This window comes from Microcoleus sp. A003_D6, from assembly GCF_036702825.1.
In the GTDB taxonomy this organism is placed as follows: Bacteria; Cyanobacteriota; Cyanobacteriia; order Cyanobacteriales; family Microcoleaceae; genus Microcoleus.
The window spans coordinates 1-12,747 of sequence record NZ_JAUBWA010000160.1; the positions used below are offsets into that span (position 1 = coordinate 1).

At 47.9% G+C, this 12,747-nt stretch carries 11 protein-coding genes; 5 read left to right on the forward strand and 6 right to left on the reverse strand.

Annotated elements, in window-relative coordinates:
• Nucleotides 1-54 precede the first annotated feature (54 nt).
• The 5 genes from QUB70_RS28750 to QUB70_RS28770 form a co-directional block, all read right to left on the reverse strand.
• On the reverse strand, nt 55-237 hold the full coding sequence (locus tag QUB70_RS28750) for a hypothetical protein (RefSeq protein ID WP_332985015.1): 183 nt from the start codon (nt 235-237) through the stop codon (nt 55-57).
• A gap of 79 nt (nt 238-316) precedes the next feature.
• Entirely contained in the window at nt 317-2,557 is a 2,241-nt protein-coding gene (locus tag QUB70_RS28755; RefSeq protein ID WP_332985016.1) for a phosphoketolase, read from the reverse strand.
• 322 nt (nt 2,558-2,879) lie between these two features.
• Nucleotides 2,880-4,118: a COP23 domain-containing protein gene (locus tag QUB70_RS28760; RefSeq protein ID WP_332985018.1), complete on the reverse strand. Its 1,239-nt coding sequence runs from the start codon at nt 4,116-4,118 to the stop codon at nt 2,880-2,882.
• Nucleotides 4,093-4,677 carry a hypothetical protein gene (locus QUB70_RS28765; protein WP_332985019.1) on the reverse strand — a complete coding sequence of 195 codons (585 nt, stop codon included), beginning with the start codon at nt 4,675-4,677 and terminating at the stop codon, nt 4,093-4,095. The genes QUB70_RS28760 and QUB70_RS28765 overlap by 26 nt, the downstream gene beginning before the upstream one ends.
• 38 nt (nt 4,678-4,715) lie before the next feature.
• Nucleotides 4,716-5,282 (reverse strand): COP23 domain-containing protein, encoded by a 567-nt coding sequence (locus tag QUB70_RS28770; protein WP_332985021.1) that lies wholly within the window; start codon nt 5,280-5,282, stop codon nt 4,716-4,718.
• A gap of 794 nt (nt 5,283-6,076) precedes the next feature.
• On the opposite strand from QUB70_RS28770, the gene QUB70_RS28775 reads away from it, so the two are divergent.
• Both QUB70_RS28775 and QUB70_RS28780 read left to right on the forward strand, forming a co-directional pair.
• Entirely contained in the window at nt 6,077-6,682 is a 606-nt protein-coding gene (locus QUB70_RS28775) for a hypothetical protein (protein WP_332985022.1), read from the forward strand.
• Between the two features lie 372 nt (nt 6,683-7,054).
• Entirely contained in the window at nt 7,055-8,431 is a 1,377-nt protein-coding gene (locus QUB70_RS28780; protein WP_332985023.1) for a cytochrome P450, read from the forward strand.
• Nucleotides 8,432-8,939: 508 nt separating this feature from the next.
• Here the strand turns inward: QUB70_RS28780 and QUB70_RS28785 are convergent.
• Nucleotides 8,940-9,365: a hypothetical protein gene (locus QUB70_RS28785; RefSeq protein ID WP_332985024.1), complete on the reverse strand. Its 426-nt coding sequence runs from the start codon at nt 9,363-9,365 to the stop codon at nt 8,940-8,942.
• 359 nt (nt 9,366-9,724) lie between these two features.
• On the opposite strand from QUB70_RS28785, the gene QUB70_RS28790 reads away from it, so the two are divergent.
• The 3 genes from QUB70_RS28790 (at nt 9,725) to QUB70_RS28800 (ending at nt 12,304) form a co-directional block, all read left to right on the forward strand.
• Nucleotides 9,725-9,985 carry a MoaD/ThiS family protein gene (locus QUB70_RS28790; protein ID WP_332985025.1) on the forward strand — a complete coding sequence of 87 codons (261 nt, stop codon included), beginning with the start codon at nt 9,725-9,727 and terminating at the stop codon, nt 9,983-9,985.
• A gap of 501 nt (nt 9,986-10,486) precedes the next feature.
• Nucleotides 10,487-11,785 carry a threonine synthase gene (gene thrC, locus QUB70_RS28795; protein ID WP_332985026.1) on the forward strand — a complete coding sequence of 433 codons (1,299 nt, stop codon included), beginning with the start codon at nt 10,487-10,489 and terminating at the stop codon, nt 11,783-11,785.
• Nucleotides 11,786-12,028: 243 nt separating this feature from the next.
• Nucleotides 12,029-12,304: a MoaD/ThiS family protein gene (locus QUB70_RS28800; protein WP_332985027.1), complete on the forward strand. Its 276-nt coding sequence runs from the start codon at nt 12,029-12,031 to the stop codon at nt 12,302-12,304.
• Nucleotides 12,305-12,747 lie beyond the last annotated feature (443 nt).

Genomic DNA, 12,747 nt, shown 5'->3' on the forward strand with positions numbered 1-12,747 from the left:
GGCCCATTCCACAAGAAAAAAAATTTTGTGGGACGGGCATCTTGCCCGTCCTAGTTATTTTTGCAAGAGGTCTAATTTCATAAACTCGATCCAGCAATCAAAATAAGTTATACGCAAACCAGGAGAGTTTGCCATCACAGATTCTATAGCCTCAAATTGCTCCCAACTATAATAACCGGGGAGAATCAATCGCTGTTCGCCAAGCGTAACTGTTTCTTCTAAAAGTTTGGCTGTCACAGGTATCACCATCCTATTTTAAATATTACTAGCCCCTACCTAGCCAAAACCAGGCAGGGGCATTCTCTCACATTCTAGCTTAATGAACTAACTCGATCGCCCTTTTAGTCAACGCCTCAGCAGTCAACCCGTTAAACGCCATCAACTGACCGGCACTAGCAGTAGTTTCCCCCCGCTTCCAAGCGAAAGTATCCCGCCGACAATTGCTGCGGAGCATCACCGGTTCCAACATCCCAGAAGCACCGCCTGTAACGCCAATCAAGGCATCTCCGCCAAACAATTCGGCAAATTTGTCATCGCTCAAAAAGCCGCCGTCAGCCTCGGAACAAGTATCCCAAGCAACATCAGTTGGGCGGTACAAACGCCGGGGATTCACAACAGAAACAATCCGCACTCCAATCCCTTCTGTTTCCAAAAATGCCGCCGCTTCAAACACTGGCATTAAAGTCATGTCGCCGACAACAGCAAACACAACTTTCTTGCTCCCGCCTTGATTTTGGGATGCTTGCGGAGAATCAATTTCGTGCAGCACAATTGCACCGTCTTGCAATCCTTGGCGAGTCTGTTCAAATGTGGTGCGAATTGGCAGCGGCGACTTGCTCGCAGTAATCACAACTCCCTTATTTCTGGCAGTCAAAGCCCACTCGTAACAAGCTTGAATGCTGTTAGCATCCGGTGGAAACAAAGGAAACACATTGCCGTTCCGCATCATCGCCGCAAAATAAGCCTCAATTTCCGGCCGTTGGTGCGTCCAACCGTTGCGGCCTTGTTCCAATGCACCCGCTGTAAATAAGGTGACAGTTGCCGGAGTTGGACGGCGCAATTCTGCCATTGCTTGGGTTACAGTTTGCCAAATTGGTAAACCGTTGATGGCAAAAGATTCGTAGGAACACCACAAACTCCGCGCTCCAAATAGCGATAAACCTACGGCTAAACCGGCGCAAGCATCTTCGCTCAAAGGTTCGTAAACTTGACCGTTTGGCGATTGATTGTACAGGTCATCTGTGGTCGGGTGAATAATCTTGAGAGCTTGGTTGATATTGGCAATTGCCGATGCTTCATTGCCGTCAGCATTAGTGACAAGAAAAGTACGATCGCGCTCGCCGACTTTCCCTACCAAAACCCCCATTGCTGTTGTCGAAATCTTCGGTTCTCCCCCAACTGCAAATTCTTCTAAAGGCAATTCGCCCAAATCTGCCAGCGGCAATGTAAACTCAGTAACAACTGTTTTCGCCGCCGGCCCGCCGCCCGCACGCTCGCAATTTGTCCGCACCAACTGCCAAGCTTCAGCAGTCAAAGCACGCTCTTTTAAAGCGCTGACAATGTGCGGAGCATCCAGCGTATCTTTTGGATAAAGGTTGTGAGATTTTGCGCCCCGCGCGTGGACGCCCGCACCTTTCAACTGTTTGATGATAAACACAGTTAATTTACCACCTAGAGCAGATTTTGCTGCTTTGTCAACTCCTTGTAAAACAGCTTTGGTAAATGCCATTCGCTGTTCTAGTGAAAAAGCAGTGCTGTCAACATAATCTTCCGGTTGATTTTGATCGTCAAATTCCTTAGCATCAACTAAGATAACTTCTTCAAAACCATTTCCCTGCCAATAAGCAATCATTTCCGCATTAGTTTTAGTCGAAACCATGCTGTGGTGTTCTTGAGAATATCCGTTCCAAACTAACACTGGCAAAAAGTTAGTAACGCTCGGATAAGCAGTGTGAAAATGCCCCATGCTGCTCATCGGATAGGGCTCGCCCATGCCGCCGTCACCCATTGTGAAAGCAAACAGTTTGTCGCGGTGCAAAAGCGCTCCTGCCATTGCGAAATGCTGCCCTTGTCCGAGGGGGCCGGCCGGTGCTAAAAGGCCGGGAATGAAACCGGAAAGATGTCCTAACAAACCGTCTTTTTCTCGGAATTTATCGCGCACTTGCTGCACGTTGACAATTCCCATGTCTTCTAAAGATCGATCGAGAAACATGGCACTGTAAAATCCCGGTGCGTGGTGCCCGACTTCGGTGACAATATTCTTGTGCCCCAGCATCACCAAAGCGGCGTAGGCCTCTGCTTGGCTGGCAAAACCGCCCGGATGTCCCGATGCCTTGCTGGCGGTAACTTGCAGCGTCAGGTAGCGCAGGGCGTCTGCTCCCAGCATCGTTTGAAAGACGGCTGCGGGATCGGCTGGATCGGCAATTGCCGAACTCCCGGTAGCGATCGCAGGTGCTTTCCCGTAAGTCTCAAAACCCGGCACAGTCTCGGAGAAATACTGGATTCCTTCGCAAAAACTGGGAATTCCTGACGTTGCCTTCGGCGTAGTTGCAGTCATGCTTTATACCTGAAAATTTTGAATTCGATTAATGTAACAGTAATTTTATAGCTTTCTTGTTGCAAAAAATCATCACTTCTGCTAAGCTGTTCGACATTTAAACCACTAACGAGGCCTGTAGGGTGCGTCAGCTAGAACACTTACTAAGCAAGGGAAACAAGATAGGGCTGACGCACCCTACAATACTATTTTAAATGCTCCACAGCTTATCTGGAATGATAAATAATTAAAATATTTCAAGTTTGAAGCTGAGAACGCCCCGTATTTTAACAATATAATCGGGGCAATTCCGCCGGAGCAAAAAATCATTGCTGAGTACCAATTAGGGTTGGCTAATGTCTAGCCCCAGCCGTTCCCCGACATTAATATAAATCACAGTGCTGCTTTCAAAAAGAGAAGGTCTAGCCTTCTGATTAGCAAGCCAAACAAAAAAACTGCTGAGTGCAGGAGCAGGATCTTGATCGCGGCGGAGGGTGTAGATCAAACCTTCGCAAGGCCCGTTAACGCGGCTGCTCGTGCAAATCGCTTTCTGATTGTTGACTATACCGACAGTGACATAATTTAGCTGTTGGTTGCGGCTGTAATTTTCTAGGCGCTGAGTAACTTGTTTGCAGCGAGTCAGAGGATCGTAGCCAGAACTAGAAAAGAAATTAGAATTCCAGCGAATCCAAGGCTCCCTGAACCCTTGCGGATTTTGATACACAGTCACCGGCTCGCCCGTCGAGGTATCGCACACAAAGCCTCCCTGACCGAGGTTCTGTTGGCTTTGGCTATAGGCCCGGCTGATAGAAATATTGCTGAGAATATCAAACCCCCTAGGCTTAGTTGGTGATAGCAACGCCGTAAAAGCATCGATCGGGATTGCTGCATTCAACCCGGTTTTAATCTCCTCCATCTGACCGTTCCACTGGCTCATCACTGTGCCGACAGTATCTCCCTGGCCGTGAATTCCCACAACTCTCCCATCAGCATCAAATACAGGCCCGCCGCTCATGCCGCGCCTTGTCACAGCTTGATAGCGCAGTCCGTACCCCGATGATGCGCCGCCAAGGCGAGAAGAGACAATACCAGCCGTAAACTCCAGTTTTCTTTCAGATCCAAAGGCAATGGGCAGCGGATAGCCAGCAACGTAAATAGTAGAACCGACAACAGCACGTTTCGACTCGCCCATTGGGGCTACTGGATACTGTTCTCGGCTCTGAAACTGTATCAAAGCTAAGTCTATATCCCGGTCGTTTTTTGGCAGCCGCTGTATTCTGATGGCTGTATAATTTTTTTCTAAATGAGTGCGAATGCTGTATTCTTGGGCAAGGCTTGCCACTACGTGATTCGCCGTCAGAACAGTGTAAATGTTGCCCTGTTTAGCAATAATTACTCCTGAGCCGCTAGTAGAAAAACCCAGCGTATTGTTAACTTCCACCGTTGTGAACATCGCTAGCTGAGCAATTTCTTGACCTGTTTTGGCACAAGCAGTATATTGTTGGCCGACAACCGCCGTCACCGTTAATGCACCTGTCAAGATGACTGTCAGCGCGTCAAACCGCAAACCCCACGAATTCATCGCTAACTCCTAGATCGGACGAGACGAACTGCAAATATATACTGATAGGAATTCCCCAACTGGATTTAAGCACTTTTTCCAATAATTCTGGCGTCGGTTCGCTTCCATCTTCAAAAGCATAGACGCCAAAATCGGGTTCTCGATACTTGCCTCGACCGTTAATTCCAACCAAGAAACCTTTGGCATTAAAAATCGGGCCGCCGCTCATAAAGATTTTAACCTCATTTGTATAGCCCAAGCCATAACCTTGAGGCAAAGATTTCGACAGCAGCAGTTCTAGGAACGCCGGCGCTACAGCCAACACCTCAGCACTCGCAGGGAATCCGACCGCGAGCAGCGCTACAGCCAACACCTCAGCACTCGCAGGGAATCCGACTGCGAGCAGCGGCTCTCCCACCGTTACAGGCTCGCTGCTAATCGGTGCTACTTTATACTCAATGGTGCTGCGAAACCGATCGATCGCCCGATCGGTATCCCCAGCGGTCGGTGCAGGAGGCTGCCACCCGTGACAATTGTGCGATCGCCCCTGTCGAAAGCCACAAAGTGCCAGAAACAGCACCGTATAGATTCGATCGCCCCAGAAGCAGAAGATTGCGCTTAAGGCAGTCTCGACGGCGGGGAAAAAGGCGGCTGCTGCGCCTCGTTCTCCGTGTTTTCCCCTAGTTTATCTCTCACATCAATGTAAGGAATTTTACTGGTTTCATCAAAAGACGGCATCCCGACATATCCTTGGCGCCAAGCCAACAAATTATACAAAGAGCCGATCGGGTCTTGGCCGGGTCTGAGGGTATAAATCAAATTTTGACACAGCCCATTGACTTGATTCGCCGTGCAGATGACGTTCTGGCCGTTCATCTGGCCCGCAGTAATATACTTGAGCACCCGTTGGCGGCGATAGGTTTCGAGGCGTTGACTCACTAATTGACACCGAGTTGCCGGATTGTAGCCAGAACCGGAGAAATAATCCGAAGTCCACTCAATCCAAGGCTCTACGGCACCTTGAGGGTTTTTGTACACCGTCACCGGCGCAGCGGTCGAGGTGCTGCACCAAAATCCACTTTCCCCCGATGCTCGCCGACCGTAACTTGGTTGAGAAGCAACCGTCATGCCGCTGAGGGCGATCGCTGTTGCCACCAAAACTTTTGTCAATAATTGCTGTTTCATGATGTTCTCACTCTTTTTGATGGAATTCGACATAAAAATTCCCAAATGCTGCGATAACACCCTTGAAGCGCCAGTTCATTACAGATCCGCTGACTTCGGAATTATCTTGTTCGCTCCTGGCCCAGAAACCAAGTTTTTTTACGAAAACACTTTGTTGCAGCCGTTAGCCCTGGTTAAAAAACCCGGTTTCTTTGGTCTTGATGCGTAAGTCCTGATATTGTTCGCGACTTGCGCATTCCCTGTAACTGCGCTTTCGGTGCCGTTCAAAAAGCGCTCCGAAGGCGAGCTTAAAATGCGCGCGCAAGTCTGAATTCTGCCGTCATTACTACTAATCCAACTCAGGCTGTCGCAAACCGGAAAGAGGATCTTCACCTCAGACATTGGGATGGCTCGAATTGCAACGGTACATCACAACTACTGACACGGTATTTGATATCACTTTGCGATCGGGGTCGCTAGCTTTATCTGCTGAGATACCGAGACGGCAGGGTTGCGCCAATGAGGAGTAAGCTAATCCGCATTTAAATTGCATAGTCAAATAAATTTTTCCTCTTGTGGGGTGGGCATCCTGCCCGCCCTCAACATACAAATTAAATGCACAACAGCTTATTACTTCCTGTGCCAGATCGATCGAACACGAAAATGAAGGTATTAACCAGAACTCTTAACTTGTTTTCATCTCCGTATTACGGATACCGAGAAATACTTCTAAGTGAGTGTAATCAGGGACTAACTGCTTTCTACCGCCAAAGTTCACCCTCCGTACACTGACGTTTAGTTGAATATTAAAAACTATGAACCGTATCTGCAAACAGTTCGGGTATTTAGCGAGTGGATTAATTCTGATCGGCGCTAGCAGTTGTTCTAGCCCAGATGCAGCTAACTCGGCAGAAAACCAGAACCAACCCCCAGCAAGCACCCGTCAGTTGCGACACCTACAGCTAACGGGAAATCAACTTGATAGTCGATCGAGTCAAGTAGCGCAGCCCTCCAACTCTGTTGCCCCAGTTTTAGGCAGTTCCGCAGTATCAGAGAATACTGTCACCGTTACGGTTTATACCGTAGACAATCTGTGTCAAACTCTCAAGCCGGAAACAGTGACAGGCCCAGACAACCAGTTAATGTCATCGGCCGTTAATGAAGTGTTAAAGCAGCAGATTTTCGATAGTCTAGGTTTAGTTGGTTATCGGCTCAGGATCGATCGCGACCTCGGAATAGCTACCGTGGATCTGCGAGCCTCCGGGACTTCCCGCCAGAAATTGCAAAATCTGTCGAGTTGTCAGATGTTAGGTTTGTTCGGGGGCGTGCGCCAAACTTTAACCAGTTATGCTCCTTGGCAAATCAAAACTGTGCGTTTTACAGAGCTTGGAGAGGATATTTTGAACACCGTTCGAGAATAATCTATTAAAATTATTGAAGATAGGACTTACCCAATTTCCGCTTACAAAAGCGGAGTTCGGAGAATTTAGACCTCTTGCAAAAATAACTAGGACGGGCAAGATGCCCATCCCACAAAAAACATTTTTCCTTGTGGAACGGGCATCTTGCCCGTTCCAAAATTTGATTAAAAGGACTTTTGCAAGAGGTCTTTTGAATAAACATTCACAGCCTTTGATTCTTGTCGATCGCGACTTACGCACAAAAACTCTAGAAACCGGGTTTTTCTAACTAGGGCCGATCGCAAAGCGCGACGTTTTTTCCTAGAAAAACCCGGTTTTTGCGCTTAAGAGTATTGATGTTCCTCAAGTCCTACGACAAACACCACAATTTCTATGACACTACCTGACGGCCCCAAAAACCCCCGCTTCGTGCAGCTAATTCAATGGATTGCCGATCCGCTCACATACATGGATGTATGTGCCAAAAAGTACGGGGAGATTTTCACTACTCGATGGGGCAACCTCCAACCATTTGTGATGATCCACAACCCGCAAGCGATCGAGCAAATGCTCAACAGCAAAGCGCTTCACGCTCCAGGCGATATCAACGGTATTCTCAAACCCTTGCTGGGAGAACAATCCATGATTGTGATCTCAGGAGAAAAGCACAAACGCGACCGACAATTATTGATGCCGCCCTTTCACGGAGAACGGATGCGGAATTACGGCCAACTAATTTGCGATATCGCTGCTGATGTCGCCAGTAAATGGTCGGTCGATCGACCTTTTACGGCCCGCACCGCCATGCAAGAAATCACCATGCGGGTAATCTTGCAGGCTGTCTTCGGCCTGGATGACGGGCCGCGGTTGCAGCAACTGTCCCCGCTGCTGGCTGCGATTATCGATACGATCGGCTCTCCTTTGCGATCGAGTATGCTATTTCTGCCCTGGATGCAGCAAGATTGGGGTTCTTGGAGTCCTTGGGGACGCATGAAACAGCAGCAGCGGAAAATTAACGAACTGATCGATGGCGAAATAGCAGAACGCAGACTGCAACCTGATGCCAACCGCACCGACATTCTCAGCTTAATGATGGCCGCGCGCGACGAAAACGGGCAACCGATGACCAATGAAGAATTGCGCGACGAGTTGATGACGCTGCTGTTTGCAGGCCACGAAACCACAGCAACGGCACTAGCTTGGGCATTTTACTGGATTCACCATTTGCCCTCGGTGCGCCAAAAGCTGCTGCAAGAATTGGACAGTTTGGGGGAAAATCCCGACCCGATGGAGATTTCCCGCTTGCCTTATCTGAGTGCAGTTTGTCAGGAGACGCTGCGAATTTACCCGGTGGGAATGCTGACGTTTCCGCGAGTAGTGCGTCAGCCCGTGGAACTGATGGGACATCAACTCGAACCGGGTACGGTTGTTTTCGGCTCGATTTATTTGACCCACAGACGGGAGGATTTATATCCAGAACCGCTGCAATTTAAACCGGAACGGTTTTTGGAGAGACAATTCTCGCCTTACGAGTATTTGCCTTTTGGAGGCGGCAGCCGCCGCTGTATCGGCTTGGCGCTGGCGCAGTTGGAGATGAAACTGGTGCTGGCAACCATTTTGCGGAATTTCGACCTAGTATTGGTCGAGAAAAAGCCCGTGCAGGCAAAACGCCGAGGGGTGACTTTAGGCCCTGCCGGTGGCGTGCGGATGGCCCTGCTGGGGCGGCGGATGCGGCAGCAGAAGCCTGAACCTGTTGCTAGTGGGGTTTAAAGTTGCAGCGGTTGCAGCGGACGATCGAACTTTCAGCTTTGAGTGCAAACAATTTAGGGAGAAGGTGCGATCGTCCGCGAATGCCACAATTTTTGGTAGCACCCGCTACAGATAAATAGCTAGAATCCTTAACCTGTAACCCTCACCCCCTCTCAATTTTCAAATTTTCAGTCTAAAATATTAGTAGCCTTGCAAACACAGCCTGAAAGCAAAAGTGGGTGATTGCAATAGTCCTCTTGATATTTCAAAAGCCTGCCTGCCATACTTTAAAAACATATGCATACCCTGTTATTCAGCAAGGTCGGAAGCGTGTTGGCATTGCCCGCAATCTTCCGACCTCTTTATTTTTTATGAGGAAGAAGGAAGAGGGAAGAAGGAAGATTTTCCCAATTCTCCCCCTCGGACACTCTCCCTTATTATTGAACTAAAATCCAATAGCAACAAGTTTAAGGAATCACTAAGGAATAATTAATAACAAGTTAAACAATGATGTATTTCTATCGCTCCCTCAATCTTCTGTTTTGAGAAATTCCGAGACCGAGACAGACTTTGGGAGACTCTCGATATCTTGAATTTCGCTTTCGTGGGCAAAAAACTCGACTTCTTTGTCGTCAATCTCGATCTGATAGCTAGCGGTAGCAGTTACAATTCGTCGCTTTTTTTTATCTTCTATTAAAACCCAACACACGACAGGTCTTACCCACCTCTCAACGTGCTGGCTTTGCTTCGTACTCCCAAAGGCATACCAGCCTTTAGCTTCAATAATTTGAAGCACTTTAAAATCGTTATTTGCCATATATATCTCGATCGCGTTAAGTTCACTATTATTCTTAGATAGAACGGCACGCCGGCTTTGCCATGCTAAGCTTTGGGAATTCCAAGCTGTACTTGACAACCAGATTTTTAGTCTGAAAGCAACGGGTTGGCAGAGCATTGTCTGCGTTGTTGCCAGCTAAATTTAGTGCGATGCTTTTGTACTCTCCCACAATTACCGTAAAGTATCTATACCGCATTCTCAAAAATTAGTCTCGCAGTAGCCTCAACAGCAGACAACTCGACCTTAGCTAGCTTCATCTAAGTGGATGCCAACTGCTTCTAACGCCTGGTTGGTGAGAGCGAGCGGCAGACAATGCTGTTCGGACTTTCTGCTGCAATCAACTGTCATTTTTGCCGGATGGGGTAAAACTTGACTAGAGATTACCGCTTTCAATTTTAAGCCTCAGTGCGCCTAATTCCCAATTAATTGTATGGTGTAGTTGATAATTGCCAAACCGTCGATCGCACTAAACTGCCGTGTCTAACTCTTCGATTACCGTCACCGTTAAACTGTTCGCCGCCTTCAGTGAAGCCTACGGCGTTTCGGAACTTACACTAGAATTTCCTCCCGAAACCCCAGTGCTAAGAGTGCTCGAACGTTCGATCGCCCAATATCCTCAATTAGAACAGTGGCGCGATCGCACCCGCTTCGGCCTCAACCTGGAATTTGTCTCCCCCGACACCATCCTCCAAGACGGCGACGAAGTTGTTCTCATCCCCCCCGTCAGCGGTGGGTAGGCGAAGTTGGTTAATCTGAAATGTTGCACCATTCTCAATAAGCTTTTTATGAACAGGCTTTCCGGCCTGTTCCACAATAAAATTCATCTCTTGTGGAACAGGCCGGAAAGCCTGTTCTTGAGAATGGTGCAACATCTCAGTTAATCAAAAATTCGAGGTTTTGTAGTTGTGTTCGATCGCGCGACTGCCCAATTGTTAGCCCAAAAAAGATTTATTAAGTTTTGTAACAATTCCGTCGGCAAATCATCATTGAGCTAGCTCAGGCTCGCGTGCGGGCCTGACAATCTGGATTGAGATCCCGATCCTGAAAACAAGTCAAATCCTTGTGGGGTGGGCGTCCCGCCCGCCCAAATATCAAAGTTAAATACACCACTTTTAAACTCAAAAGTAACTTAAAAATCAATCCCGACTAAAAAAATCGGGTATGGTTGACGGGGGTAAATTGACCGTGCTAATCTTGCAAAAGAATTAGAAAACATCGCAAAACTAGAGAGTTGAGCTATGACCCAGGCGACCAGAACACAATCCACAGCAGCAACCTTCACAGCCCTCAAGTGCAAAGAATGCGGCGAAGAGTACGAACTCCAGGCTAAGCACGTCTGCGATTGCTGTTTTGGCCCGCTAGAAGTCAAGTACGATTACGAAGCTATCCGCCGCACCGTCACCCGCCAAACCATCCAAGCCGGCCCCAACTCGATCTGGCGCTACCGCGAATTTTTACCAGTCGCTACAGATAACGTAATCGATGTCGGCACCGGGATGACTCCTCTAGTAAAATCCCACCGCTTGGCGCGCCGCCTCGGTCTAAAAAATCTTTATATTAAAAACGATGCCGTCAATATGCCCACTCTCAGCTTCAAAGACAGAGTGGTGTCAGTCGCCCTCAGCAGAGCTAGAGAATTGGGTTTCACAACGGTATCCTGTGCCAGCACCGGCAATTTAGCTAACTCCACCGCTGCGATCGCCGCCCACGCCGGACTCGACTGCGTAGTCTTCATCCCCTCCGACTTAGAAGCAGGCAAAGTCCTCGGCACTCTGATTTACAATCCAACTGTCATGGCAGTTCACGGCAACTACGACCAAGTTAACCGCCTCTGTTGCGAAGTCGCCAATACACACGGCTGGGGATTTGTCAATATCAACTTGCGTCCTTACTACTCCGAAGGCTCGAAAACCCTCGGCTACGAAGTTGCAGAACAGCTAGGCTGGCAATTGCCCGATCACATCGTCGCCCCCCTCGCCTCCGGATCTTTGTTCACCAAGATTTACAAAGGCTTTAATGAATTCATCGAAGTCGGTTTAGTGGACGAAAAGAAAGTCCGGTTCAGCGGCGCCCAAGCTGACGGCTGTTCTCCCATCGCCCAAGCATTCCGCGAAGACCGCGATTTCGTCAAACCGGTGAAACCGAATACAATTGCTAAGTCGATCGCGATCGGCAATCCAGCCGACGGTATGTACGCCTTGGAAATCGCCCGCAAAACCAACGGCAATATCGAATCCGTCAGCGACACCGAAATCATCGAAGGCATGAAACTGCTAGCAGAAACCGAAGGCATCTTCACAGAAACCGCAGGCGGCACGACGATTGCAGTCTTAAAGAAACTCGTAGAAGCAGGTAAAATCAACCCCGACGAAACCACCGTCGCCTACATCACCGGCAACGGTTTGAAGACTCAGGAAGCAGTCCAAGGTTACATCGGTGAACCCATCACCCTCGAACCAAAAATAGAAGCCTTCGAGCGCGCCCTAGAACGTGCTCGGACACTCGAACGTTTAGAATGGCAGCAAGTTTCCGTTTAACAGTCATTAGTCATTAGTCATTAGTCATTAGTCATTGGTCATTAGTTATCAAGCTGTTGACTGTTGACTACTGACTGTTGACTGCTGACTGAGGACTAAAGTCATTAGTCATTGGTCATTAGTTATCAAGCTGCTGACTGTTGACTACTGACTTCTGACTGTTGACTACTGACTACTGACTGTTGACTACTGACTAATGACTACTGACTAATGACTACTGACTAATGACTGAGGACTAAAAAAATGACTGTTAAAGTTTTAATTCCCACTCCCCTGCAAAAATTCACCAACAATCAAGCCACAATAGAATGCGGCGGTGGCAACATTTCCGAACTGATTGAATCCCTTGAAACAAATTGTCCCGGAATCAAAAAAAGCCTGTGCGATGAAAAGGGAGAACCCCGCAGATTTCTCAACTTCTACGTCAACAGCGAAGACATTCGCTTTTTGGAAGGTACAGAAACTGCTCTCCAAGATGGTGATGAAGTGAGTATTGTCCCGGCGGTTGCGGGCGGTTAAATTTGCGATCGCAGATTCTATTATGTGGAACTAGAATATACTGCGGAGAGTTATTCAAGTTCGATACAAAATCTAGAAATAAACGCAGATAACTATCTAATTTATCTGCGTTTATTTGCGGTACAATAAATTTCCATTGTTTAGGAGTTAGGACTTACGCATTGACAAAATAACCAAACAGTGCATTGATAAATAATTGTGGTCTACTTTCTAGGTATCGAACAATAGACCTCTTGCAAAAGTCCTTTTAATAAAATTTTGGAACGGGCTCTCCGGCCCGTTCCACAAGAAAAAATGTTTTTTGTGGAACGGGCCGGAGAGCCCGTCCTAGTTATTTTTTGAAAGAGGTCTACTGTTGCATTCTTTTTTTACTGTAGTTTAGACTAAAAATGAGCTCATCTAAAAGTAGCTGCCTTTGAATATAAGGCAAGCTGTTGCTCAAA